23 protein-coding genes are annotated in these 23,631 nt (G+C 65.4%); 7 read left to right on the forward strand and 16 right to left on the reverse strand.

The window, feature by feature from the left end; translation table 11 throughout:
• The gene (locus tag ML401_RS29095) at window positions 1-387 is read right to left on the reverse strand and encodes a hypothetical protein (protein ID WP_285807743.1); all 387 of its coding nucleotides are present in this window, start codon (window positions 385-387) and stop codon (window positions 1-3) included.
• A 236-nt stretch (window positions 388-623) separates the two neighbouring features.
• Entirely contained in the window at window positions 624-1,421 is a 798-nt protein-coding gene (locus ML401_RS29100) for a fumarylacetoacetate hydrolase family protein (protein WP_194404123.1), read from the reverse strand.
• A gap of 208 nt (window positions 1,422-1,629) precedes the next feature.
• Here ML401_RS29100 and ML401_RS29105 point away from each other — a divergent pair, with 208 nt between their 5' ends.
• Both ML401_RS29105 and ML401_RS29110 read left to right on the forward strand, forming a co-directional pair.
• Window positions 1,630-1,848 (forward strand): hypothetical protein, encoded by a 219-nt coding sequence (locus ML401_RS29105; RefSeq protein ID WP_259216763.1) that lies wholly within the window; start codon window positions 1,630-1,632, stop codon window positions 1,846-1,848.
• Complete coding sequence (locus ML401_RS29110) at window positions 1,845-2,021, forward strand: hypothetical protein (protein WP_194404124.1); 177 nt, start codon at window positions 1,845-1,847, stop codon at window positions 2,019-2,021. Before ML401_RS29105 ends, ML401_RS29110 begins: the two co-directional genes overlap by 4 nt.
• Window positions 2,022-2,138: 117 nt before the next feature.
• Here ML401_RS29110 and ML401_RS29115 read toward each other — a convergent pair whose 3' ends face one another.
• The 3 genes from ML401_RS29115 to ML401_RS29125 form a co-directional block, all read right to left on the reverse strand.
• Window positions 2,139-3,245 (reverse strand): trypsin-like peptidase domain-containing protein, encoded by a 1,107-nt coding sequence (locus ML401_RS29115; RefSeq protein WP_259216761.1) that lies wholly within the window; start codon window positions 3,243-3,245, stop codon window positions 2,139-2,141.
• A 157-nt stretch (window positions 3,246-3,402) separates the two neighbouring features.
• Window positions 3,403-3,738 carry a hypothetical protein gene (locus ML401_RS29120; protein WP_259216760.1) on the reverse strand — a complete coding sequence of 112 codons (336 nt, stop codon included), beginning with the start codon at window positions 3,736-3,738 and terminating at the stop codon, window positions 3,403-3,405.
• Window positions 3,739-3,848: 110 nt separating this feature from the next.
• On the reverse strand, window positions 3,849-4,310 hold the full coding sequence (locus tag ML401_RS29125; RefSeq protein ID WP_194404127.1) for an Hsp20 family protein: 462 nt from the start codon (window positions 4,308-4,310) through the stop codon (window positions 3,849-3,851).
• A 293-nt stretch (window positions 4,311-4,603) separates the two neighbouring features.
• On the opposite strand from ML401_RS29125, the gene ML401_RS29130 reads away from it, so the two are divergent.
• Genes ML401_RS29130 through ML401_RS29140 form a run of 3 tightly spaced genes read left to right on the forward strand, consistent with a single transcriptional unit; the run spans window position 4,604 to window position 8,375 of the window.
• Window positions 4,604-5,818 (forward strand): ABC transporter substrate-binding protein, encoded by a 1,215-nt coding sequence (locus ML401_RS29130; RefSeq protein WP_285807744.1) that lies wholly within the window; start codon window positions 4,604-4,606, stop codon window positions 5,816-5,818.
• A gap of 7 nt (window positions 5,819-5,825) precedes the next feature.
• Window positions 5,826-7,559 carry an FAD-dependent oxidoreductase gene (locus ML401_RS29135; protein ID WP_285807745.1) on the forward strand — a complete coding sequence of 578 codons (1,734 nt, stop codon included), beginning with the start codon at window positions 5,826-5,828 and terminating at the stop codon, window positions 7,557-7,559.
• Window positions 7,560-7,580: 21 nt separating this feature from the next.
• A complete protein-coding gene (locus ML401_RS29140; protein WP_212067274.1) occupies window positions 7,581-8,375 on the forward strand; it encodes an IclR family transcriptional regulator in 795 nt (264 codons plus the stop codon).
• A 6-nt stretch (window positions 8,376-8,381) separates the two neighbouring features.
• Here the strand turns inward: ML401_RS29140 and ML401_RS29145 are convergent, their stop codons facing one another.
• From ML401_RS29145 to ML401_RS29160, 4 genes are read right to left on the reverse strand one after another with little or no spacing between them, the layout of a single operon-like run.
• Window positions 8,382-9,161 carry an SDR family NAD(P)-dependent oxidoreductase gene (locus ML401_RS29145; RefSeq protein WP_285807746.1) on the reverse strand — a complete coding sequence of 260 codons (780 nt, stop codon included), beginning with the start codon at window positions 9,159-9,161 and terminating at the stop codon, window positions 8,382-8,384.
• Between the two features lie 39 nt (window positions 9,162-9,200).
• Window positions 9,201-9,944, reverse strand: coding sequence for an aspartate/glutamate racemase family protein (locus ML401_RS29150; protein ID WP_194404132.1), 744 nt, complete (start codon window positions 9,942-9,944; stop codon window positions 9,201-9,203).
• Window positions 9,945-9,953: 9 nt separating this feature from the next.
• The gene (locus tag ML401_RS29155; protein WP_285807747.1) at window positions 9,954-11,219 is read right to left on the reverse strand and encodes an FAD-binding oxidoreductase; all 1,266 of its coding nucleotides are present in this window, start codon (window positions 11,217-11,219) and stop codon (window positions 9,954-9,956) included.
• Window positions 11,220-11,223: 4 nt separating this feature from the next.
• Window positions 11,224-12,885 carry a thiamine pyrophosphate-binding protein gene (locus ML401_RS29160; protein ID WP_212067277.1) on the reverse strand — a complete coding sequence of 554 codons (1,662 nt, stop codon included), beginning with the start codon at window positions 12,883-12,885 and terminating at the stop codon, window positions 11,224-11,226.
• Between the two features lie 865 nt (window positions 12,886-13,750).
• Here ML401_RS29160 and ML401_RS29165 point away from each other — a divergent pair.
• On the forward strand, window positions 13,751-14,440 hold the full coding sequence (locus tag ML401_RS29165) for an aspartate/glutamate racemase family protein (RefSeq protein WP_285807748.1): 690 nt from the start codon (window positions 13,751-13,753) through the stop codon (window positions 14,438-14,440).
• A gap of 1 nt (window position 14,441) precedes the next feature.
• Here ML401_RS29165 and ML401_RS29170 read toward each other — a convergent pair whose 3' ends face one another.
• Both ML401_RS29170 and ML401_RS29175 read right to left on the reverse strand, forming a co-directional pair.
• Window positions 14,442-15,938, reverse strand: coding sequence for a carboxylesterase/lipase family protein (locus ML401_RS29170; RefSeq protein WP_285807749.1), 1,497 nt, complete (start codon window positions 15,936-15,938; stop codon window positions 14,442-14,444).
• Between the two features lie 23 nt (window positions 15,939-15,961).
• Window positions 15,962-17,302, reverse strand: coding sequence for an MFS transporter (locus ML401_RS29175; protein ID WP_259216748.1), 1,341 nt, complete (start codon window positions 17,300-17,302; stop codon window positions 15,962-15,964).
• Between the two features lie 207 nt (window positions 17,303-17,509).
• Between ML401_RS29175 and ML401_RS29180 the strand changes: the two genes are divergently transcribed.
• On the forward strand, window positions 17,510-18,160 hold the full coding sequence (locus ML401_RS29180) for a TetR/AcrR family transcriptional regulator (protein ID WP_194404138.1): 651 nt from the start codon (window positions 17,510-17,512) through the stop codon (window positions 18,158-18,160).
• Window positions 18,161-18,269: 109 nt separating this feature from the next.
• Here ML401_RS29180 and uxuA read toward each other — a convergent pair whose 3' ends face one another.
• From uxuA to ML401_RS29205, 5 genes are all read right to left on the reverse strand, one after another.
• Window positions 18,270-19,460 carry a mannonate dehydratase gene (gene uxuA, locus ML401_RS29185; protein WP_212067426.1) on the reverse strand — a complete coding sequence of 397 codons (1,191 nt, stop codon included), beginning with the start codon at window positions 19,458-19,460 and terminating at the stop codon, window positions 18,270-18,272.
• A 12-nt stretch (window positions 19,461-19,472) separates the two neighbouring features.
• Window positions 19,473-20,522, reverse strand: coding sequence for an L-idonate 5-dehydrogenase (locus tag ML401_RS29190; protein WP_285807751.1), 1,050 nt, complete (start codon window positions 20,520-20,522; stop codon window positions 19,473-19,475).
• The gene (locus tag ML401_RS29195) at window positions 20,519-21,925 is read right to left on the reverse strand and encodes a TRAP transporter large permease (RefSeq protein WP_285807752.1); all 1,407 of its coding nucleotides are present in this window, start codon (window positions 21,923-21,925) and stop codon (window positions 20,519-20,521) included. The genes ML401_RS29190 and ML401_RS29195 overlap by 4 nt, the downstream gene beginning before the upstream one ends.
• Window positions 21,926-21,929: 4 nt before the next feature.
• Window positions 21,930-22,508 carry a TRAP transporter small permease gene (locus ML401_RS29200; protein ID WP_194404142.1) on the reverse strand — a complete coding sequence of 193 codons (579 nt, stop codon included), beginning with the start codon at window positions 22,506-22,508 and terminating at the stop codon, window positions 21,930-21,932.
• A gap of 112 nt (window positions 22,509-22,620) precedes the next feature.
• Window positions 22,621-23,586, reverse strand: coding sequence for a sialic acid TRAP transporter substrate-binding protein SiaP (locus ML401_RS29205; RefSeq protein ID WP_371746369.1), 966 nt, complete (start codon window positions 23,584-23,586; stop codon window positions 22,621-22,623).
• Window positions 23,587-23,631: the final 45 nt, after the last annotated feature.

Below are 23,631 nucleotides of genomic sequence, written 5' to 3' on the forward strand. Positions count from 1 at the left end.
TCAGTCGAAACCTTGAACGGGCGGCGTCGAACTCTGCGCCGGTACGGCTGGCGCGGCTTGAACCGGCGGCGGGGCCGGATTGGCGGCAGCTCTCATCTGGCCATTGGCTTCCATGGCTTGGCGCATGCGCGGTTGGTTCCTGGCCGCGGCCGCGCGACGCGGCGGCGGCCGATGTCCTGCCGAGCGCGAACCTCTCACGCCCCACGATCGCGCGATCGAAGGTCCCGCGGTGTACCCGATCAAGGCGCCCGCGACCGCACCGACCGGTCCCAGCACGACCGCGCCCGACACCGCGCCGAGCGCCGCGTCCCCCGCGCGCTCCTGCGCAACCGCGCTCACGGGCACGCAGGCCAGCATTGCGACAACAGAGATCAGAGCTTTGATCATCGGAGCGTCTCCCTTACGGGAAACCACTCCTGCTCAAATATGGCCGCACGAGGTTCGCTTGCCGGCCAACAAATGGCAATCGCCGGGTGGAACCGGGCGTCGGGCGACGGTGGCACTCCTCCCGCCGGTGCGCACGGCGTGGATGGCCGGGACGAGCCCGGCCATTACGATGTGGAGACCAGGTTGCCGCAAATCGCTCAAACGCGATCGCACCGCCACAGGGACGGCGAAAGCAGCTAGACGATCTTGATCGACATATCCGGCAAGCCTTCGAGCTTGCACAGCAGCACGTCGCCCTTCACGACGGGGCCGACATTCTCCGGCGTGCCGGAATAGATGATGTCGCCGGCTTTCAACTCGAACGCTTCCGACAGCTTTGCGATCTGCTCGGCCACGCTCCAGATCATCTTGCTGAGATCCGAGTTCTGCTTGACCGTGCCGTTGACCGCCAGCGAGATCGCGCCCTTCTCGAAATGGCCGGTCTTGCTGGCGGGGTGAATCGGGCCGAGCACCGCGGCGTGGTCGAAGCTCTTGCCGATCTCCCAGGGCTTCTTCTCCGCGGCCATGCCGTTCTGAAGGTCGCGCCGGGTCATGTCGAGGCCGAGCGCGTAGCCATAGACGTGGTCGAGCGCCTTATCGACCGGGATATTGGTGCCGCCGGATTTCAGCGCGGCGACCAGTTCGACCTCGTGATGATAGTTCTTGGTCAACGACGGATAGGGATGATCGGCGACCTCGCCGACCGCGACGTTCTGGATCGCGTCGGTCGGCTTCTGGAAGAAGAACGGCGGCTCGCGGTTCGGATCCGAGCCGCGCTCGATCGCGTGTGCCGCATAATTGCGCCCGATGCAGTAGATGCGCCGGACCTGGAACACCTCTTTCTCGCCGACGATCGGAATGGTCACCATCGGTACCGGAAAGATCGGCTTGGGCCCTGCCTGCGCTGCGGCCGGAACGACGTCGGCCATGGTTGCCGCGGTCGCGACGGCGGCGGTTGCAAGCAGATCGCGTCGCGTCGGTGAGGTCCGTTTCATCTCGGGGCTCCCTTCCTTGTCGTTGTGCCGCGTCAGGCGCGCCGCTCCGGCTGATAGTCGATCTTCAGCGTGCCAGCAACAGGAACGCCGCGGTGCGGGCTTCAAACATCTTGACAGCTGCTTCGCGCTGAATATTTTTTCGTCGAGAAAGCACTTTTCTCACCCTCGAAAATCAAAGGATCCAAAGCGACCGTCTGGAGAGACGACGATGCTCGATGAGAATTTGGCCCGTATACGCGCGCACCGCAACAATATTCACCGCTATCGGCGGCTGCTGAAAACAAGGTTGTCGCGGCTGGAGCGCAATTTCATAGAGCGGCGCCTCGCGGAAGAGAAGTCGGCGCTCGATGCGCTGACCGCGGCGACCTTCCCTGTTGGCTTCCGCGCACCCGGGGTGCCGGCCGAGGTGATGGGGGTGGCGCAATGAACAGTCAGCGGGCGCTGCTCATTCGGGGCAGCGAAAAGGTGATCGGCCATTACGAGCTTCTGCTCGCGAGCGCCAAGACCGAGCATGAGCGCGAGCTTTATCAGCAGCGCATCGAGCGCGAACGTCGGCTGATCCGCGACCTGCAGGACGAGCCGGATTACCGCGCCGCCTAACTTGCTCCGCCTCTGCCGCTTGCGGGGGAGGCGGAGGCCCCCTCCCCAACCCTCCCTGGCGAGCGGGAGGGAGCGCACCTCCGTCATCGCGGCAATTGAGCCTCACCCCGTCATGCTCTAGCGAACGAGGCGATTGGGGCCTGCGAGCGCACTGCTTGATTGGTTCGCCGGTGCCACCCGCACGGTCGCGGTGAGCGGAGTGCCATTGCGCAGCAGATTGAGCCTCACCTCCTCGCCGACACGTGCCAGGCCAATCGTATTGCGGAGTTGTGCGGCGGTGCGGATCGGACGCTCGTCGGCAGCGGTCACGACGTCACCCTTGCGCAGGCCGGCCCTCTCGGCGGGCGAGTCTGCAGAGATCTCGGCGATCACGGCGCCCTGGGTCAGTCCCTTGTTGACCGACGGATGCAGGTCTTTCAGAGAGACACCGATGCGACCGCGCTCGACGCGGCCACTCGCGACGATCTGCTCCATCACCTTGCGCGCCATGTTGACCGGAATGGCAAAGCCGATGCCGACATTGCCGCCGGCGGGCGAGATGATCGCCGAGTTGATGCCGACCAGTTCGCCGCGCAGGCTGACCAGCGCCCCGCCGGAATTGCCTGGATTGATCGCAGCATCGGTCTGGATGAAATCCTCATAGCCCTGCTTGCCGAGGCCGGTGCGGCCGAGCGCGCTGACGAGGCCCGATGTCACGGTCTGCCCGAGCCCGAAGGGATTGCCGATCGCGAGCACGAAATCGCCGACGTCGAGCGCATCGCTGTCGCCGAAGGGCAGCGCCTTGAGGCCCGTGGGGTTCTGGATCTGGAGCACGGCAACGTCGGTCGGCGGATCGCGTCCGACCACCTTGGCGGAGAACTGCCGACCATCCTTGGTCGTGATCTGAACGGCAGACGTGCCTTCGACCACGTGATTGTTGGTCAGCACGTAGCCGCGCTCGGCATCGACGATCACCCCGGAGCCGGTCGCGTTGACCTCCTTTTCAATCTGCCGGGGAACGTCGAAGAACTCGCGAAACAAGGGATCGCGATAGAGCGGGTTGTCCTCGCGCACGCGGCCGTGCACGGAGATGTTGACCACGGCGGGTGTCACCCGGCGCACCAGGGGCGCCAGGGTCGGCACCGAGCCGCCGGTCTTCATGTCGGGGATTTGGCCGGCAGCAGGCTGTGACGCCGTGAGCGTCAGCATCAGCATCGCCAGCAAAAGCGGACGCACAGCGTTCATCTTTTTTCCTGCCGCCTTGTATGGATATCGGAGAACGGGGTGGCTCATTCGCCGTCGCGTGACGCGGCGATCCAGCCTTGCATGGCGAGGAACGGAGCGGCGAAGACCGCCGAAACCGGGCCGAGCAACACCAGTCCCAGAACAGTCTGCGTGAGCATCATGGATGATGCCCCTCAGCGGCGGCCCAGGGCCGCCGCAGCCGCATCGGCACGCCGCCGCCGCGCGGCGGATCGTCATTGTCGTTGTCGCCGTCGAGCTTGCGCAAACAAGCCAGGATATCGGCGAGCCGGACCGTGTGGCTCATCCCGGGGATCTCGCGTAAGCCGGGACAGGATTCGACCGCGTACATGTCGGATGCCCAGGACGACAGGATGATCCGCTTCTCCGGCGGAGAGAGCTCCTCAGCATTCAGGACATCGTCAGGCGAATCGTAATGGGCTGCAGGGCAAAACAGCGGATTGAGAGTCCCGGCATTGCTATTCACGTTGGTCATTTCTGAACCTCCCCTCATGCTCCTTTCCAAGGGACGTGCTTGTTGACGACGAGACGGCGGCGACAATCGCCGCCGTCCCGCTTGATGCTGTTGGTCGCAACAGCGAGAGCTTAAGCCGCTTTCTTCTGCTCGATCTGCGAGGCCGCAGGCGCGGCACCCGTGATCGGAATCCGGCGGGGCTTCATGGCTTCCGGAACCTCGCGGACGAGGTCGATGATCAGCAGCCCGTCCTGGAACGAGGCCTGCTTCACCTGGACATAGTCGGCAAGGTTGAACACGCGCCGGAACGGCCGCGCAGCGATGCCCTGGTACAGATATTCCCGCGCGGCGGTCTCGGGTTTCCTGCCCTCGATCGTCAGCGCGTTCTGTTCGGCCGTCACCGTGACGTCGCTGGCGCCGAAACCCGCCACCGCGAGGCTGATCCGGTAATGGTCCTCGCCGGAGCGTTCGATGTTGTAAGGGGGATAATTGTCCTCAGTCGCCTGGCGCAGCGTGCTGTCGACGAGGTCGGCCAGGTGATCGAAGCCGATGGTGGAACGCCACAGGGGCGCGAAGTCGAAACTGGTCCTCATAACCAAGTCCTCCTGAGAGCAAGATGGATACGAAGGAGCGCAGGACAGGATCCCAGACGAGGTCCGAAGCCGGCCCGGCGCCCGCACCGGACCCGATCTGGCGTCCGGCACACCGCTCTCGCGGCGAAAAACGACTTAGAAAATCGGAAATAGCTTTCAAGGGGCGGTTCAAAAATTTTTTGAGCCCAATAAGACCCAGAGATATTCGCCATTGACAAACTAATTCGCTTATATCTAACTTTTCTAGGACCAGCCCGCCGCGCCATGCGGCCAATAAGAGAGAGGAAACAACCATGAGAGGGCTTCTGGCCTGCGCCTTGCTCGCGGCCATGACATCGGCTGCCATGACCACAGCCGCCACCGCACAAGTCTCCGACGACGCGGTGCGGATCGGCGTGCTGACGGATCTGTCGAGCTGGGGCCGTGACAATTCGGGGCCGGGCTCGGTCGAGGCGGCAAAGATGGCGGTGGAGGAATTCGGGCCGACCGTGCTCGGCAAGCCGATCGAGATCATCAGCGCCGACCACCAGATGAAGACCGATGTCGGCGTGCAGATCGTGCGCGGCTGGTTCGACAACGGCAAGGTCGATGCCGTCGTCGACATCCCCAATTCCGGCATCGCAATCGCCGTGCACAACATGGTGCGCGAGCGTAACAAGATCGCGCTGCTCTCCGGCCCCGGCGCGAGCTCGCTGACCGACGAGCTGTGCAGCCCCAACACTGTGCATTTCACCTACGACACCTATGCGCTGTCTAAGGTGACGGCCTCCGCCGTGATCAAGGAAGGCGGCAAGTCCTGGTACTTCATCACCGCCGACTACGCCTTCGGCCAGCAGCTCGAGAAGGACGCCACGCGCTTCATCAATGAGATGGGCGGCAAGGTGCTCGGCGGCGTCAAGCATCCGACCAACACGGCGGACTTCTCGTCCTTTGCGCTGCAGGCGCAGAGCTCGAAAGCCGACGTCGTCGCCTTCGCCAATGCCGGCCAGGACACCGACAACGCGATCAAGCAATCCGGTGAGTTCGGCCTCGTGCAGGGCGGCCAGAAGCTGGTTGGCCTCCTGATGTTCGACACCGACGTGCACGCGGTCGGCCTCAAAGCCGCGCAAGGCACCTATATGACGACGGCGTCGTACTGGAACATGGACGAGGCGACGCGCGCCTGGTCCAAGAAGTTCTATGAGCGCACCAAGGTGATGCCGACCATGATCCATACCGGCGTCTATGGCTCGGTCCTGCATTACCTGAAAGGCATCAAGGCCGCCGGCACCGACGATCTTGCCAAGGTGATGGCCAAGATGCGCGAGCTGCCGATCGAGGATATCTTCGTCCACGGCGGCAAGTTGCGCGAGGACGGCCGCGTCATCCGCGACATGTATCTCGCCAAGGTGAAATCGCCCGAGCAATCGAAGGAACCGTGGGACTATCTGGACATCGTCAAGACCGTGAAGGGCGAGGACGCCTTCCGCCCGGTCTCCGAGTCCAAATGTCCGCTGCTGAAGAAGTGAGGTCCAGATGACCGGCACCGAGCATAGCGCAAGCGAAACCTACGAGTGCGATGTGCTCGTGGCCGGATCGGGCTGCTCCGGCATGTCGGCCGCGATCACCGCCCGCTCCCGCGGCCTCGACGTCTTGATCGTCGAGAAGGAGCCGCGCTTCGGCGGCACCACCGCCCGCTCCGGAGGCTGGCTCTGGATTCCCGGCACCTCGCTGGCGAAGGCCTATGGCATCGCGGAATCGCCAGAGCAGGCCCGCACTTATTTGCGGCACGAAGCCGGCAACAATTACGATGCGGAACGCGTCGATGCATTTCTCACGGCCGGCCCCGAGGCGGTCGATTTCTTCACCACCAAGACGGCGCTGCGCTTCGACATGCCGCTGGTGTTTCCCGACTATCACGCGGAGGCGCCGGGCGGCGCACAGGGCGGCCGCTCCATGGTGACGCGTCCGTTCGACGGCCGCGAGCTCGGCGACCTCATCAAGTCGCTGGGCATGCCGCTGCCCGAGCTCACCGTGTTCGGCATGATGCTCGGAAGCGGCAAGGAGATCATCCACTTCATGCGCGTGACGAAGTCGCTGACCTCCGCGGTCTACGTCGCCAAACGCCTGTCGCGACACCTCATGGACGTGCTGCGCTATGGCCGCGGCATGACGCTGACCAACGGCAATGCGCTCGCGGGGCGCCTCGCCAAATCCGCGCTCGACCTGAAGATTCCGATGTGGCTGTCCTCGCCCGTGCGCGAGCTGACGGTCGAGAACGGCGCGGTCACCGGCGCCATCGTGTCGCGCGAGGGACGTGAAGTCCGCGTTCGCGCGCGACACGGCGTCGTACTCGCCTGCGGCGGTTTTCCGCACGACGTCGAGCGCCGCAAAAAGATGTTTCCGCACGCGCCGACCGGGAACGAGCATTATTCGCCGGGGCCCACCGGCAACACCGGTGACGGCCTGCGTCTTGCGGAGCGCGCCGGCGGGCATGTCGAGGACCGCCTGCCCAACGCGGCAGCCTGGGTGCCGGTGTCGCTGACGACGCGCAAGGACGGCTCGAAGGGCGTGATGCCACATTTCATCGACCGCGCCAAGCCCGGCGTCATCGCGGTGATGCGCGACGGCAAGCGCTTTGCCAATGAGGGCAACTCCTATCACGACTTCGTCCAGGCCATGATCAAGGCGGCCAAGCCCGGCGAGGAGATCGCGGCCTATCTCGTCTGCGATCACAAGACGCTGCGCAAATATGGCCTCGGCTGCGTGCCGCCCTTCCCGATGCCGCTGGGTCATCACCTCGAGACCGGCTATCTCATGCGCGGCGATACGCTGGAGGCGCTGGCGGCGAAGACCGGCATCGATGCCAGGGCATTCGCCGAGACGGTCAGGCAGTTCAATGCGACCGCCCCGCAAGGCCATGACGCCGCCTTCGGCAAGGGTTCGAAGGCCTATAATCGCTACCAGGGCGATGCCATGCACGGGCCCAATCCCTGCGTCGCGCCAATCGAGAACGGGCCGTTCTATGCCATCAAGATGGTGGTCGGCGACCTCGGCACCTATGCCGGCATCGTCACCGACGCGAATGCGCGGGCGCTCGATGCCGAGGGACGGGTGATTCCCGGGCTCTATGCCGCCGGCAACGACATGGCGAGCATCATGGGCGGCAATTATCCCGGCGCCGGCATCACGCTTGGGCCGGCGCTGACCTTCGGCTACATTGCCGGCCGCCATCTCGCCGACAGCGCCGCCAAGCGCGACGCGGCTTAGAGCCAAGCGCATCGGAGGCGCATGAAGAGAGAAAGCCGCGGCATCCAGTCCATCGAGGTCGGCGGAGAACTGCTCCGCGCGCTCGCCCGCAGCGGCGAGCCGATGATGCTGCGCGATCTCGCGCGCGAGGCCGGCATGACGCCCGCCAAGGCGCACCCTTATCTTGCCAGCTTCTCGCGCATCGGCCTGATCGAGCAGGACGAGACCACCGGCCGCTACGAGATCGGCGCGCTGGCGCTGGAGCTCGGACTGATCAGCCTGCGCCGGCTCTCCGGCGTGCACATCGCAAGGCCGAAGATCGCCGCGCTCGCGAGCCAGATCGGACATGCGGTGTCCCTCGCCGTATGGGGCACGCACGGCCCGACCGTGGTCCAGCTCGAGGAGCCGGCCCAGCCGGTCCACATCGTCATGCGCGCCGGCTCGGTGATGGCACTGCTGGAGACCGCGACCGGCCGGGCGTTTGCGGCCTTCCTGCCGGAGAAGACGATCAACGCTGCGCTCGAGAGCGGCCTCGACCGTCACGGCGTCGGTTACAATCCCAAGCGCGCGGTGAAGGGCGCCAAGGTCGCGGAGATGTTGACCGAGGTGCGCAAGCACGGCCTCGCCCGCGCGCTCGGCGATCCCCTGCCCGGCGTCAACGCGTTCTCGGCCCCCGTGTTCGACCATTCCGGTCACGTCGCACTGGTCATCACCGCGATGGGGCCGGAAGGCACCTTCGATGCGCGCTGGGACAGCCCGATCGCCCATGCCCTGCGCGATTGCGCCGGCGGCATCTCGAAGCGGCTGGGTTACGGGATCACCGCTGCCGCGGAGTGAGTGCCTCTACTTCTCCTTCACCGGCACGGTGTAGTTCAGGATCAACCGCCCACCGTCCGGATAGATCGTCTGTCCCGTGATGTAGGACGCATCGTCACTCGCGAGGAACGCGACGACGGAGGCCACCTCGCTCGGCTCGCCGCCGCGCCCCGCAGGCGTGCGGGACATCACGGTCTTGCGGGCCTCCTCGGAGGTGTAGATCGATGAGGCCACCATGTCGGTCAGGATCGTGCCCGGCCCGACCGCCACGACCCGGATGTTGTGCGGGGCGAGCGCGACGGCGGCGACCGAGGTCAGCTGCTTCATGCCGCCCTTGGACATCGCATAGGTCGCCAGCGCCGGGATCGCCAGCAACGCGTTCACCGAGGACATGTTGATGATGACGCCGCCGCCACCTTGCGCGATCATCTGCCTCGCTGCCGCCTGCACGCCGAAGAACGCGCCCTTCAGGTTGATACCGATAATCTCGTCGAACTCCTCTTCGGTGATGTCGAGGATGTCCCGGTTGCGGGCGACGCCCGCATTGTTGACCATGATGTCGAGCCGGCCGAATTCCTTCACGGCGGTGGCGACGAGCTGATCGACATCGGCACGCTTGGCCACGTTGCCGACAACGGTGCGCAGGGCGTCCGGGCGGCCCAACTCGGCGGCCGTCGCGGCAAGACCCTGGGCATCGACGTCGGAGATGACGACCTTGACGCCGTCGTCCAAAAATCTCTTCGCACAGGCCTTGCCGATGCCGCGCGCCGCGCCGGTGATGGCGGCAACCTTGCCGGATAGTTTCATGGGCTCACTCCAGGACTTGTGACGATGTCGCGGACGCGCTCACGCAAAAACGCGCGGGCGCAGTCCAGCATGAAACCAGGTGATCATGGAATAGATGTCGTAGACGGGCAACCCGACCTCGGCCTGAAGCGCCGCCGCGTAAGGCGGCATGTTGGTGCATTCGAGCACGATGGCGCCGACGTCAGGATTCTTGGCGACGAGCTGCTTGCCGGCCTCGACCACGTCGCGCTCGGCCTGTGCGATGTCCATGTCGTCCTTCTCGGCCTTGATCAGGACGCGAAAGAACTCCTTGCCGTTCTCGGTGCCGACCAGCGGCGTATCGAGCGGCACGCCGGCGCCTTCGAGATGGGCCGGCGTCAGGGTCGAGCCCGAGACCGTGACGAGACCGACGCGCTTGCCCGGCGGCAGGGTCGCCTGCACCCACGGCACCTGCATCAGCGACGAGGTCGCAACGGGCACGCCGACCGCGGCCGCGATCTCCTTCTGGAACAGTGAGAGGAAGCCGCAATTGGTGGTGATGGCTTCGGCGCCCAGCCGCACCAGATCCTTCGCCGCGTCGATGAAGTCAGGCAGCAGGCCGGCCGCGCCCTTCAGCACCACCTTCTCGGGCGAGGCGCCGCTCACCACGCGATAGAGCACGGGGAACGGCCAGGTCGTGCCGTTGCCCATGTCGCCGGGAATGCGGGGAAAGCGCGCTTCCAACATCAAGATGCCGAGCGGCGCGCCATAGATGGCCTTGCCGCCACGGGCAATCCGGGATGACGAGTTGGCAGGATAAGTCATGTTGCGACCTCAGAGGAAACGTTCGGGCGCGAAAGGGAGAAGCGGAATTTCGGGCGGCTTGCCGCTGAGGAGCTGCGCGACAAGGCGGCCGGTACGGGCCGAGCCGACCAGGCCGACATGGCCATGGCCGAAAGCATAGACGATATCACGCGAGGCGCGCGCATGGCCGATACAGGGGCGCCCGTCCGGCATGCTCGGCCGATGGCCGAACCACATCTTGATGCGCGAAGCCGGAATGTCCTTCGGCAGTTTCGGGAACATGCCGAGAAGATGATCGCGCAGGATCTCCGCGCGCTTCCAGTTCGGTGCGGCCTCGAGGCCCGCGATCTCGACGGTGCCGGCGGCGCGCAGGCCCTTGTTGGTCCGGTTCACCACCATCTTGGCGTCAGACGCCATCATCGAGCTGCGCGGACCTGTTTCCGGATTCTCGATCATGACGTGATAGCCGCGCTCGGTCTCCAGCGGCAGGACATCGCCGACGGAGGCGGTGAGCTGCTTCGATCGCGCACCGGCGGCAACCACCGCGGCATCGCAAGGTATCTCGCCGGTCTCGGTGACAACGGCGACGAGCTTGTCGCCGTCCAGCCTCAAGCCGGTCGCCTTGGCCCGTACATGCTTGGCTCCGCCAGCGATCGCATGATTGGCGAGGGCTGCGACATAAGCGCCGGGATCGCGGCAGCGGCCGGCCTCTTCCACCACCACGCCAAAGGTGTAGCGCGAATGCAGGTCAGGCTCGCGCTGGCGAATCTCGTCGGCGGAAAGCTCCAGCCATTCGACGCCGACCTTCCGGCGCAGGCGCCAGCCGAGATCATTGTCGAAATTGCCGCGCGAGGGAAACACATGCATGACGCCATTGCGCTCGATCAGCTCGGGAACACCAGCTTCTTCGGCGAGCTTCCGGTGCAGCAGCGGCGCGTCCTTGAGGAGATCGCGTAGCGCAAACGCCGTGGTCTCGACCCGCGCCGGGGTCCAGCCCGAGAGCAGATATTTGATCAGCCAAGGCAGCGCCTTCGGCAGATACGACCAGCGGATCGCGAGCGGTCCTAGCGGGTCCATCAAATAGCCCGGCACCTTCTTCCAGATGCCCGGCTCGGCCGGCGGGATCACCGAATGCGAAGACAGCCAGCCGGCATTGCCATAGCTTGCCGCCTGCTCGCCGCCGGGCTCGCCCGGATCGATCAGCGTGACGCGGTGGCCCTCGCGCAGCGCCTCGATGGCGCTGATCACACCGACCGCGCCAGCACCGATGATGGCGACATGGCGACCGGCCGCCATCGCTTTAGGCCTTCACCGCCGGCGTAAAGTCCTTGCCGACGGAGATAGCCCTGGGATCGATGATGCAGTGGAGGATCGACGGCTTGCCCGAGGCCAGCGCGCGCTCGAACGCCGGCGCGAACTCTTCCGTGCGCTCGACGCGCTCGCCATGTCCGCCGAACGCCTTCGCATACATCGCAAAGTCGGGATTCTTGAGCTGGGTGCCGACGACGCGGCCGGGATAATCGCGCTCCTGGTGCATGCGGATGGTGCCGTATTGCGCATTGTCGACGACGATGACGATCAGCGGCGCATCGTACTGCACGGCGGTGGCGAACTCTTGGCCGTTCATCAGGAAGCAGCCGTCGCCGGCGAAGGCGACGACGATCCGATCCGGATATTGCCGTTTCGCAAGCACCGCCGCCGGCACGCCATAGCCCATCGAGCCCGAGGTCGGCGCCAGCTGCGCCGCAAAGCTGTGGAAGCGGTGATGGCGATGGATCCATCCGGCATAATTGCCGGCGCCATTGCAGACGATGGCGTCCTTCGGCAGCCGGTCGCGCAGCCAGGTCATGACTTGGCCGTACTGGAACGTGCCGGGCAGCTCGCGCGCCTTGTCGGTCCAGGCGAGGTAATCGGCATGCGCCTTGGCGGCCTCGCCCTTCCAGGCAATTGCGCCCGCGGGCTTCAGCGTCTCGACGGCGGCAGCGAACGCGGCGGGCGTTGCCTGGATCGCCAGATCAGGCTGATAGACGCGGCCGAGCTCCTCGGAGCCGGGATGTACGTGAACCAGCTTCTGCTTCGGATTGGGAATGTCGAACAGTGTGTAGGACGAGGACGGCATCTCAGACATGCGGCCGCCGATCAGCAGGACGACGTCGGCGTTGTCGATGCGCGCCTTCAGACCCGGGCTCGGTCCGATGCCGAGATCGCCGGCATAATGCGAATGATCGGCATCGATCAGCGAGGCCCGGCGGAACGAGGTCGCGACCGGCAGGTCGAAGCGCTCGGCAAAGCGCGCGATGCTCTTGGTCGCCTCGTCGGTCCAGCGCGAGCCGCCGAGGATGACCAGCGGCGCCTTGGCGCCCGCGAGCATGGCGCCGAGCTTTTCGAGATCGGCCGGGGCGGGCCAGCTCACCGCCGGCTCAATGCGCATGGCATCGGCAACGGCGGCAGTCTCGGTCAGCATGTTCTCCGGCAGCGCGATCACCACGGGACCGGGGCGGCCCTGCATGGCGACGCGGAAGGCGCGCGCCACGAGCTCCGGAATGCGGTCGGGACGGTCGATCTCGACCGCCCATTTCGCCATGGAGCCGAACACGGCCTTGTAGTCGAGCTCCTGGAACGCCTCACGCTCGCGCATGCCGGTGTCGACCTGGCCGACGAACAGGATCATCGGCGTCGAATCCTGCATGGCGATATGGACGCCGTGGCTGGCATTGGTGGCGCCGGGGCCGCGGGTGACGAAGCAGATTCCGGGCCGTCCGGTGAGCTTGCCATAGGCTTCCGCCATCATGGCAGCGCCGCCTTCGGCGCGGCAGATCACGACGTCAATCGGGCTGTCATGCAGCGCATCGAGGGCCGCCAGGTAGCTCTCACCGGGCACGCAGGTGACGCGGTCGACGCCTTGCGCGACGAGCTGATCGATCAGGATCTGGCCGCCGGTGCGGGTGTTGCGGATGGTCATGTCGGCTCCCTCAAGGCTCTGGCGATACGCCATTATTCGCCGAACTGGGTAAGACACGCCGACAGAGCGCGCAAGCGCCAAAGGCGATCATAGCCTGCGCAGGCGTCATGCCGGTCCGTGCCCCCTGCACGACAGCCTGCTCGCAATGACGGAGTATGACGCAACAGCATCGCTCTTCTCCATCTCGCTTGCAGACGCGCCTTCGCCTTCTCGCAGCGCCTTGCGCCCGAGTCTTGCGCTTCTCGTCACGCCCTCAATGAAAGGGCGCAGGGAAGGCCGGGCGCCGGCTGGCACCCGCTTGTCCGTCGTGCGATGAAAATGCACACGCAATGCACAACGGATGACAGGTAAAGCCGGAAACGTCCGGCCTTCCCTGCGCGATGTTTGACGGCGTATGGCGCGCTCTCCCGGGAGCCGACCTTTCCTTTGGCCTCCCTCGTCTCGCGGATTGACGGCGCGCCTTGCCCGGTTGGGCTCGGCGCACCTCCGCAAGGCTTGACTGTAGCAACGACAGCCAGGACCACGCGATTTGGCCGTACGCTTCAGCGCCGCTCGTCCGCACGCGGCCAGGACCTCACGGGGTTGAGCCCGCCCTGCTCCCGCCTGTCGTGCACGACGCCGCCTGCGTCCACCGCTCCCCGATCCGCGGTTCGAAACGACGTACGACCGCCCCTTTCGCCGATCAGGATGGACGACACATACGCCGAAACCGAATTTCGGTAAAGTGGAATATTTTTAGACGTTGCGCTTGACAGAGGCCGACACAGGCACGCGTGCGCTGCCCCAGACCGCATGCACTTGCGGCGGCTACCGAGCCGCGACGTTTTCGTCTACGATCCGGCCGAACTCAAACAAGGACACCGGAATGCGGACCATCGGTTTGATCGGCGGCATGAGCTGGGAGAGCACGGCGCTCTATTACAAGCTGATCAACGAGCGCGTCCGCCGACGCATGGGCAAGCTGCATTCGGCCCCGCTGCTGCTGTACTCCTACGATTTCGAGGAGATCAAGCAGATGCAATATGCGGGCCGCTGGGCGGAGGCGGCGGCCAGCCTCGCCGAGGTCGCGCGGCGTCTCGAAAGCGCCGGCGCGCGGGCGATCGTGCTGTGCACGAACACGATGCACAAGCTGGCGCCCGAGATCGTCTCTGGCGTCAGCATTCCGTTCATTCACATCGGCGATGCGACGGCGCAGCGGATCCGGGCGAAAGGCTACCGGCGGGTCGGGCTGCTCGGCACCAAGTTCACGATGGAGGAGGACTTTTACGTCGACCGGTTGCGCGCGCATGATCTCGACGTGCTGGTTCCTCCCACCGAGGCGCGCGCCGACGTCAACCACATCATCTATGACGAGCTGTGCCTCGGGATCGTCACTGACCCCTCGCGTCGCCGCTACCGGGACGTGATGGCAGCGCTCGTCGCCGGCGGTGCGGACTGCATCATCCTCGGCTGCACCGAGATCACGATGCTGGTCGGGCCCGATGATACCTCGGTCGAGACGTTCGACACCACGGCCATTCACGCGGAGACGGCGGCCGATTTCGCCATCGGGTGATTTAGGCGACGCCTCGCGCCTTGGGCACGCCGGATTGCGCCAGCAGCTCCGTCCATAGCCGCGACCGCGCCTCGTCTTTGAGGGAGACGACATGGAACGGCTGTCCGAAAATCGCGAGCGGCTCGTTGGCTGACGTGAACCGCGGCCAGGCCTCCGCGGCGTCGGGCACGCCGGTCGTGACGAAGCGCGGCACATCGGCCTGAAACCGCGCCGCGACCTCGACGTCGTCAGGCATCATCGGGCCGCCCTTGCGTCTCAGGATCGGGCGATCGACGAAATCAGGCAGATGCGCCCAGAGACAGGCGTTGTCGGCACCGTGGGTCGGGCCTTGCGACAGGAACGGCTCCAGCGCCGGTCGGTGATCGAACCGGCTGAGCCAGACTGCGCCGCCCGCCCCGGCCTGCAGCCGCGCGAGATCGGCCATCGGGCGATGCCAGAACGCATCCGACAACAGCGCCTCGTACGGATCCTCATCGGCGCGCGCGGTGGCACGATATGAGGACAACAGGCGCTCCCAGCCGGTATCGCCGAATGAAGCCCGCAGCTGCCGCTCGGTGGTGCGGATCATCGCGGCCGGCGGCGTACTTTTCAGGAACATCACCATCTCGTCGCGGCAGGAGCCGAGCCAGAGCGGAATGTCCCGCAAGGCCCCACTGGCGAAGACATCGCGCGGCTCGCGCAGGATCACGACGCCGTCGAGCACCGGCCCGAACAACGTGCCTTGCTCGGTCTCGTCCGCCAGCCTGCGGCCGACCCGCTCCACCGCAGCGAACAGTCTTGGCAGTGGCACCGACCCGATCGCGCCCGGGTCGCGCGCCAGTTCGAGCTCGTCGAGCACGCGGCGCGCGACGTCGTCGGCATGATCGGCGCGCATGATGGTTCGCCCGGGCGCGCTGAGCGCGAGCGCGCGGATGAATTTTCCCCTCGCCTGCGGCAAGGTCGCCAGTGCGATCACCATGGAGGCGCCAGCCGACTGGCCGGACAATGTGATTGCGTCAGGATCGCCGCCGAAATTCGCGATATTGGCGCGCACCCAATGAAGCGCGGCGAGCGTATCCTGGAGCGCGAGGTTGTTGGCCTCGTGAAGGCCGTGACGATGCAGCTGCAGGAATCCGAGCGGGCCAAGCCGGTAGTTGATGGTGACGATCACCGCCGGGCCGTTCGCGGCGAGGAAGGCGCCGTCATAGTCCGCACCGCCGCCGGTGACGAAGGCGCCGCCATGGACGAAGAACAGCACCGGCAGCGGACGATCGGCCCCTGCCGGCGTCCAGACGTTCAGGCTGAGACAGGCCTCCTCAATGGCATGATCGAGATGACCGGGTTGCGGCGCGTACGGACCGAAATCCGTGCAGCTCAGCGGCGCCGTCCAGCCAGCCGGCGGCACCGCCTTCGCGAAGCGGCGCGCCGTCGCATAAGGCACGCCCTTGAAGACGCGCATGCCGTTCTGCACGAGGCCCGTGACGGGCCCGCTCGTGGTCGAAACTGCATTGGTCAACATGCGATTGTCACCCTGCCCGTCGCTCAAGCACGCCGCTTGCCGAGATCGGCGATGTCGACGGTGTGGGTTTCGCGCGCGGTCGCCGCGGCCGCCGCCGAGATCACGCAGCAACAGGCAACGAAGATCGCGACCGGAATCCAGCCATTCGGTCCCTCGCCGACCAGGCTCGCGCTCACCAGCGGCGTGAAGCCGGCGGCGAGGAAGCCGAGCTGGGTGCCGATCGCGGTGCCGGAATAGCGCACGCGCGCCTCGAACATCTCGGCATAGAAGGACGGCCAGATCGCGTTGGGTGCGGCATAGACGATGCCCGAGAGGATCATCGCCGCGGCGAAGATCGTCAGCGTATTGCCTGACGTCACCAGCATGAAATAGGGGAACACGAGCACCGCGCAGCCGAGCACGCCGCCGATGAACACCGGCTTGCGGCCGATCTTGTCCGCCAGCAAGGCCCACAGCGGCTGGGTGATCAGCGCGGTGACGTTGCCGAGCACGCCGGCCCACAACATGGTCGGACGCGCCACGCCGAACTTGGAGGTGACATAGCCGAGCGCGAACACGGCGGTCATGGTGCTGACGGTGGCGATCAGTGCGCAGACGATCACGCGCAGCACATCGGGCCAGTAGTCGCGCAGCAGCGTGACGACGGGGAAGCGCGCCACTTGCGCCTTGTCCTTGATGTCCTCGAACACGGGCGTTTCGGGCATGGTCCGCCGCACCAGATAGGCAACCAGCAGCACCAGCGCGGAGAGCAGGAAGGGAATGCGCCAGCCCCAGCTCAGGAGCTGGTCTTCCGGCAGGCTCGACACCGGGATGAACACCAGCGTTGCCAGGATCGCGCCGGCCTGGGTGCCGCTCAAGGTCCAGCTGGTGAAGAAGGCACGGTTGGAATTGGCGGAATGCTCCAGCGTCAGCGAGTTCGCCCCGCTCTGCTCGCCGGCGGCCGACAGGCCTTGCAGCAGGCGCAGAAGCGTCAGGATGACAGGCGCGGCATTGCCGATCGCCTTGGCATCCGGCAGCAGGCCGATCGCGAGCGTCGAGCCGCCCATCAGCACCAGCGTGAACAGCAGCACCGTCTTGCGGCCGATGCGATCGCCGAAATGGCCGAGGATGACGGCGCCGACCGGCCGGGCGATGTAGCCGATGCCGAAGGACAGCAGCGCGAGCAGCGTCGCCGTCGAGGGATCGACATTGGCGAAGAACACTTTTGGAAAGATCAGCGCTGCGGCGGTGCCGTAGATGAAGAAGTCGTAGTATTCGAGCATGCTGCCGACGAAGCTGACCAGCGCGGCGCGCTTGGGCAGCTTGTCTTGCGCGGCTTCCGCGCCGGGTGACGCGCGCAGCGGCGCGGTTGACGTCAACGTCATTCGAATCTCCTCCCCATGTGGCCGGTGCGGTTCGCGTCAGGCGGGCCGCCTTACGCGCGTTTTCTGTTCTGGTTGCCGCAGCCTTGGTTTGACGTCATAATGTACGAACTAGTACGTTTATGCAATACGCGTTGGATCATCGCCGGAAGGCGCCAAATTTGCCTTCACCTTCAAGGTGATCCGTGGAAACTGGCGGGAGTAACAGCAATGCTCGAGCGCATGCCGCCCCCATCGAAGCGCACCAACGACCCCGAGCGCACCAAGCGCGACATCCTCGAAGTGGCGATGGCCGAATTCGCCTCGGAAGGCTATTCCGGCGCGCGCGTCGATGCGATCGCGGCGCGGACGCGCACCTCCAAGCGCATGATCTACTATTATTTCGGCGGCAAGGAGCAGCTCTACCTCGCGGTGCTCGAAGAGGCTTATCGCAGCATCCGCGCGCTGGAGGACCAGCTCGACATTGCGAGCTGCGACGCACGCGAGGGACTGCGCCGGCTGATCGAAGCGACCTTCGACCACGACGAGCGCAACCCGAACTTCATCCGCCTCGTCTCAATCGAGAACATCCACCACGGCAAGCACCTGAAGCAGAATTTGCAGCTGCGCCAGCTCAATGCCAGCGTGATCGCAACCCTCGACGGCATTTTGAAGCGCGGCCGCGCGGAAGGCGTCTTCCGCGACGACGTCGATGCCATCGATCTGCATCTCGCCATCTCCTCCTATTGCTTCTTCCGCGTCGCCAACCGCCACACGTTCGGCGCGCTGTTCGATCGGGACCTGAGCGAGCCGAAGGTCTTGGCGAAGAGCCGGACGCAGATCGTCGAGATGATTTTGGCCTGGCTGGGGGCGAAGGGCTGAAGCAGCAAGCGGGCGGCGATCGCGTCACATTGTCTCGTGTCCCGGATCTGCAGGGCACCGCTGAAGGAGCGCTGCGCTGCGTCCGGGGCACACGGCCTTCAGAGCCCCCCTACCGATGCTCGATCGCGCGGATCGCACCGCGCAGCTCGGCGAGGCCGCGCAGGCGGCCGATGGCGGTGTAGCCGGGGTTGGTGCGCTTGGTGGCGGCGAGATCGTCAAGCATGCGGTGGCCGTGGTCGGGACGGAACACGATCCTCTTGTCCGGCGCGCGCTTCGCGTTCTCCTTCAGCAGCGCCTTCAGCACCGCGACCATGTCGACATCGCCGTCGAGATGATCGGACTCGTGGAACGACAGCCCGTCCGCCTCGCGCTTGGTCGCGCGCAGATGCGCAAAGGCGATGCGCGGGCCGAACCGTTCGGCCATTTCAGGCAGATTGTTCTCCGCGCGCACGCCGAGCGAGCCCGTGCACAGGCAGATGCCGTTGGCCTTGGACGGCACGGCGTCGAACAGCGCCTGATAGTCGTCGGCTGACGAGGCGATGCGCGGCAGGCCGAACAGCGGGCGCGGCGGATCGTCCGGATGCAAGGTCAGCGACACCCCGAGCTGCTCGGCGACCGGCGTCACGCGCGCCAGGAATTCGGCGAGGTGCTGCCGCAGGATCTTCGGCGTGATGTCGCGATAGGTTTCCAGCCGGTCCCGGAATTGCGGGATGGTCATCGGCTCGGTGGTCGAGCCCGGCAGCGCGCTGGCGATCACCATGACGAGATAGTCGATATCGGCCTGGCTCATCTTCTCGAACAGCGCTTTTGCGCGAGCCTGCTGCTCCGGCGAATACTCCTGAACCGCGGCCGGACGCTTCAGGATATGCAGCTCGAAGGCGGCAAAGCGGTCCTGGTCGAAGCGCATGGCGCGGGCGCCGTTCGGCAGCTCCCATTCGAGATCGGTGCGGCACCAGTCGACGACCGGCATGAAGTTGTAGCAGATGATCCTGATGCCGGCGCTCGCGACCGCCTCCAGGCTCGCGATCCAGGCCTCGATCGACTTGGTCGCTTTGCCGCCGAGACGCTTGACGTCGTCGGGGATCGGAATCGATTCCACCACCGACCATGTCAGCTGCGAGCGGCCCGGCTGGCCGTTCTCGATGAAGTTCTTACGCTCCTCGACCGCCTTGCGCGTCCACGCCTCGCCGATCGGCACCTGATGCAGCGCCGAGACGATGTCGCTCGCCCCGGCCTGCCTGACGTCGTCGAGCGAGACCGGATCATCGGGCCCGTACCAGCGCCATCCCTCCAACATCATGAATCCCTCCGATCAGTTCGCGGTCAGCACGACCTTGACGCTCTGCGAGCGGTCGAGCGCGAGCCGCAGCGCATCCGGCGCGGTCGACAGCGGACGCTCGGCGGTGACCAGCGACAACACGTCGACGCTGCCATTGGAGATCAGCTCCACCGCGGTCATGAACTCGAAGCCGAAGCGGAACGAGCCGCGCAGGTCGATCTCCTTGGCCATCACCGCATTCGCAGGCGTCGGGATCTGGCCGCCCGGCAGATTGCCGATCTGCACCACGACGCCGCCGCGCCTGACGATGCCGATCGCGCTGGCAAGGCCTGCGGCCGTGCCCGAGACCTCGAAGGCGACGTCATAGGGACGCGCCGCAGCCTGGGCCTTCAGGCCTTCCTCGCCGGCGGAAACGTTCTCGACATGCGAAGCGCCGAGCCTGGTCGCAAAGGCTAGCGGCGCCGGCGCGATATCGGCCACCGTGACGTCGGCCATGCCGGCGCGGTGCGCGGCGAGCATGGTCAGAAGCCCGATCGGGCCGGCACCGAAGATGATGCCGCGCTTGCCCTCGATATTGCCGGCGCGCGCGACCGCGTGCAGGCAGACGGAGAGCGGCTCGGCCAGGGCCGCGGCCTGATACGACACGTGGTCGGGAATCTTGACGCATTGCGCGGGGATCGCGTCGAAATAATTGGCGAAACCACCCTGCATGTGCGGCGTCTTCGACGCCGAGCCCATGAAGTAGATGTTCTCGCACAGGTTCGGCCGGCCCTCGCGACAGGCGACGCAATGGCCGCACCAGCGCGACGGGTTGACGGCGACACGGTCGCCGACTTTCAGGTTCGCTGCGGAGCCGGAGATCTCCACGACCTCGCCCGAGATCTCGTGGCCAAGCACCAGCGGCGACTTCACCACGAAATCGCCGGTCCGGGCATGCCGGAAATAGTGCATGTCCGAGCCGCAGATGCCGCCGGCGCCGAAGCGGATGCGCACCATGCCGTCGGCGAGCCTGTCGAGCGGATGCTCGATCATGCGGAGATCTTCGGGACCGAACAGGGTTGCGGCGAGAGCGGTCGAGGTCATTTGGAGAGTCCCATGTATTTTGGCAGCCAGAGGGTCAGTTCGGGGATGTAGGTGATCGCGATCAGCGCGAGCATCAGCGGCACCAGCCAGGGCAGGATCGCCACCGTCGTGCGCTCGACCGAGAGTTTTGCGACGCGCGCGAGCACGAACAGCACCATGCCGAGCGGGGGATGCAAGAGGCCGATCATCAGGTTCAGCGTCATGATCAGGCCGAAATGAATGGGATCGATGCCGAGCTTGAGCACGATCGGCAGCAGGATCGGCACCAGAATGGTGATCGCCGCCGTGGTGTCGATGAAGCAGCCGACGAACAGGATCAGCACGTTGGCGAGCGCCAGGAACACCCATTTGTTGTGGGTGACGCTGAGCATCCAGTCCGAGAGCGTCTGCGCCGCCTGCGACACCGTCAGCAGCCAGGCGAAGATCGAAGCTGCCGTGACGATGAACAGCACCGAGGCCGTGGTCTCGATCGTGTCGAACGTCGCCTTCGCGACCGTTTGCAGCGTCATGGTGCGGTAGCGGACGAGGCCGAGGAACAGCGACCAGATCACGGCGGCGACCGCAGCTTCGGTCGGCGTGAACCAGCCGAGCGTCATGCCGCCGATCAGGATCACCGGCGCCATCAGCGCCATCACCGCCGAGAAGTCGAAGTACCAGTCGATCACCAGCAGCGTACCGAGACCGATGACCACCGCGACGTTGACCGAGAGGCCGGCCATCACCATCAGCCAGATCGCGAGCGGGAACGAGAGCACGATGGCGATCTCGAGGCCGGCCGAGCCGAGCTGCGGCCAGGAGAACGGTGTGTCGCTGCCCCATTTGTTCTTGTGCGCGAAATAGGTGACGGTGATCATCATGAACAGCGTCAGGACGACGCCCGGAATGACGCCGCCGAGAAACAGCGCGCCGATCGAGACGTTCGCCATCATGCCGTAGATCACGAAAGGCAGCGACGGCGGGATGATGGGCCCGAGCGTCGCCGAGGCCGCGGTGACGCCGACCGAGAACTCGGTGGAGTAGCCGTGGTCCTTCATCGCCTTGATCTCGATGGTGCCGAGACCGGCGGCGTCCGCGATCGCGGTGCCTGACATGCCGGAGAAGATCACCGAGCCGATGATATTGACGTGGCCGAGGCCGCCGCGCATCCAGCCCACGAGGGCGATGGCGAATTTGTAGATGCGCCCGGTGACGCCGGCGATGTTCATGAGGTTGCCGGCCAGGATGAAGAACGGCACGGCAAGCAAAGGAAAGCTCTCGACGCCGGCGATCATGCGCTGTGCCAGCGTGACGTCGGGCGTCACGCCGCTGACCAGGATGTAGAGCAGCGACGACGCGGCCATGGCGATCGCCACGGGAACGCCGAGCAGCATCAGGACGAGAAAGCCTCCGAGCAACAACAGCATGACGTTATATCTCCGATCCGTCGTAGGCACCCGGACGTTCGAGGACCGAGTAACCCTGCCGCCAGTGCTGCACCGCCGCCTGCAACGAGCGCAGGAACATCAGCACGAAGCCGAGCAGCACGGCGTAATAGACGTAGTTCTTGGGGAAGTTGATCGTGGTCATCTGCTCGTCGCCGATGATCTGGATATAGACCCAGACCAGTTTCGTGGCGTAGCCGAAGAAGGCGATCCGGATCAGGTCGATTACTGTCGACAGCGCGCGCCCCGCGGGCTGCGGGAGATAGCGGTAGAGCAGGTCGACCTGGATGTGCCGCGACAGCCGCACGCACATCGAGGCGCCGATGAAGACCACGCCGATCAGGCAATAGGTTGCGATCTCCTCGGTCCAGGCGTAGCTGTCGTTGAGCACGTAACGGGTGAAGAACTGCAGGAAGACGGCGAGCGCCATCACCCAGAAGATCGCCAGCGCCACCCAGTCCTCGAACGCGTAGATGCCGAGATCGACCTTCGGCGTCGCCTCTTCCTCGAACGTATGGGCGATCTCGTCCGCGGTGATCTGCCGGTGGATTTCGGCGGTGGACATGAGGTTGCTCCTCTCCAAATCGTCGTTCCGGGATGGTGCGCTAGCATCAGACCCGGAACCTCGAGATCCCGGGCTCGGTCCTGCGGACCGCGCCCGGATGACGACTACGTCGTCACTTCACCGCCTGGATCTTTTCCCAGTCGGCTTTGCGATAGCCGAAGGTCTCGAACGCGACGTTCTTCAGCACGGTGTCGCGGAACTCGTTCTTGTCGACCTCGGTCACGGTGAGGCCCTTCTCCTTGAAGAAGGCGACCAGCTTGGCCTCGTTCTGCTTGATCTCGCCGGTGGCCTTGGCGGCGGCTTCCTGGGCCACGTCGGTGAAGATCTTCTTGTCCTCGTCAGAAAGCTTCTTCCACAGCGCGCCGGCGATCACGGTGTTGAGGTGATCGACGATATGGCCGGTCAGCACGATGTGCTTCTGCACCTCGTAGAACTTCTTGGCCTCGATCGTGGTCAGCGGGTTCTCCTGCGCTTCGACGGTGCCGTTCTGGAGCGCGAGATAGACTTCGGCGAAGGCGATCGGCGCGGTGTTGGCGCCGCAGGCGCGCGGCATGGCGAGGTAGGCCGGCACGTCGGGCACGCGCATCTTCAGGCCCTTCATGTCGGCGCAGGTCTTGATCGGCTTGTTCGACGAGGTCTGGCGCACGCCGTAATAGGTCACCGCGACGATGTGGTGGCCGCTCTTGTCCTCATAGCCCTTGGCGAGCTCCTTGAAGATGTCGCTCTTGGTGTAGGCGAGCAGATGATCGGCATCGCGGAACGTATAGGGATAATAGGTCACGCCGATCGGCGGGAAGCTCTTGGCGGCGAAGCTGGAGCCGGAGATGATGATGTCGACCGAGCCGAGCGACAGGCCCTGGTTGATGTCGGCTTCCTTGCCGAGCTGCGAGGCCGGATAGACGTCGATCGCATAGCGCCCGTTGGTGCGCTTGCCGATCTCCTGTGCGGCCCAGACCGAAGCGGTGTGGAACGGCTCCGAGGTCTCGTAGACATGGGCCCATTTCAGCTTGGTCTGCGCCGTGCTGGCGCTGGTCGCAGCCAGCAGCGTGGCGGCGGAGATCACGGCTGCAATCGTCATTTTCTTCAACATCGACTTTTCCTCCATCGTTCAAGTCTGCTTCTT

The sequence above is a fragment of the Bradyrhizobium sp. 62B genome (assembly GCF_030272265.2).
GTDB lineage: Bacteria > Pseudomonadota > Alphaproteobacteria > Rhizobiales > Xanthobacteraceae > Bradyrhizobium.

Excerpts from the sequence above, each read along its gene's own strand:
- ML401_RS29095 (WP_285807743.1), bottom strand. The coding sequence starts at position 387 with ATGATCAAAGCTCTGATCTCTGTTGTCGCAATGCTGGCCTGCGTGCCC.
- ML401_RS29100 (WP_194404123.1), bottom strand. The coding sequence starts at position 1,421 with ATGAAACGGACCTCACCGACGCGACGCGATCTGCTTGCAACCGCCGCC.
- ML401_RS29105 (WP_259216763.1), top strand. The coding sequence starts at position 1,630 with ATGCTCGATGAGAATTTGGCCCGTATACGCGCGCACCGCAACAATATT.
- ML401_RS29110 (WP_194404124.1), top strand. The coding sequence starts at position 1,845 with ATGAACAGTCAGCGGGCGCTGCTCATTCGGGGCAGCGAAAAGGTGATC.
- ML401_RS29115 (WP_259216761.1), bottom strand. The coding sequence starts at position 3,245 with ATGAACGCTGTGCGTCCGCTTTTGCTGGCGATGCTGATGCTGACGCTC.
- ML401_RS29120 (WP_259216760.1), bottom strand. The coding sequence starts at position 3,738 with ATGACCAACGTGAATAGCAATGCCGGGACTCTCAATCCGCTGTTTTGC.
- ML401_RS29125 (WP_194404127.1), bottom strand. The coding sequence starts at position 4,310 with ATGAGGACCAGTTTCGACTTCGCGCCCCTGTGGCGTTCCACCATCGGC.
- ML401_RS29130 (WP_285807744.1), top strand. The coding sequence starts at position 4,604 with ATGAGAGGGCTTCTGGCCTGCGCCTTGCTCGCGGCCATGACATCGGCT.
- ML401_RS29135 (WP_285807745.1), top strand. The coding sequence starts at position 5,826 with ATGACCGGCACCGAGCATAGCGCAAGCGAAACCTACGAGTGCGATGTG.
- ML401_RS29140 (WP_212067274.1), top strand. The coding sequence starts at position 7,581 with ATGAAGAGAGAAAGCCGCGGCATCCAGTCCATCGAGGTCGGCGGAGAA.
- ML401_RS29145 (WP_285807746.1), bottom strand. The coding sequence starts at position 9,161 with ATGAAACTATCCGGCAAGGTTGCCGCCATCACCGGCGCGGCGCGCGGC.
- ML401_RS29150 (WP_194404132.1), bottom strand. The coding sequence starts at position 9,944 with ATGACTTATCCTGCCAACTCGTCATCCCGGATTGCCCGTGGCGGCAAG.
- ML401_RS29155 (WP_285807747.1), bottom strand. The coding sequence starts at position 11,219 with ATGGCGGCCGGTCGCCATGTCGCCATCATCGGTGCTGGCGCGGTCGGT.
- ML401_RS29160 (WP_212067277.1), bottom strand. The coding sequence starts at position 12,885 with ATGACCATCCGCAACACCCGCACCGGCGGCCAGATCCTGATCGATCAG.
- ML401_RS29165 (WP_285807748.1), top strand. The coding sequence starts at position 13,751 with ATGCGGACCATCGGTTTGATCGGCGGCATGAGCTGGGAGAGCACGGCG.
- ML401_RS29170 (WP_285807749.1), bottom strand. The coding sequence starts at position 15,938 with ATGTTGACCAATGCAGTTTCGACCACGAGCGGGCCCGTCACGGGCCTC.
- ML401_RS29175 (WP_259216748.1), bottom strand. The coding sequence starts at position 17,302 with ATGACGTTGACGTCAACCGCGCCGCTGCGCGCGTCACCCGGCGCGGAA.
- ML401_RS29180 (WP_194404138.1), top strand. The coding sequence starts at position 17,510 with ATGCTCGAGCGCATGCCGCCCCCATCGAAGCGCACCAACGACCCCGAG.
- uxuA (WP_212067426.1), bottom strand. The coding sequence starts at position 19,460 with ATGATGTTGGAGGGATGGCGCTGGTACGGGCCCGATGATCCGGTCTCG.
- ML401_RS29190 (WP_285807751.1), bottom strand. The coding sequence starts at position 20,522 with ATGACCTCGACCGCTCTCGCCGCAACCCTGTTCGGTCCCGAAGATCTC.
- ML401_RS29195 (WP_285807752.1), bottom strand. The coding sequence starts at position 21,925 with ATGCTGTTGTTGCTCGGAGGCTTTCTCGTCCTGATGCTGCTCGGCGTT.
- ML401_RS29200 (WP_194404142.1), bottom strand. The coding sequence starts at position 22,508 with ATGTCCACCGCCGAAATCCACCGGCAGATCACCGCGGACGAGATCGCC.
- ML401_RS29205 (WP_371746369.1), bottom strand. The coding sequence starts at position 23,586 with ATGACGATTGCAGCCGTGATCTCCGCCGCCACGCTGCTGGCTGCGACC.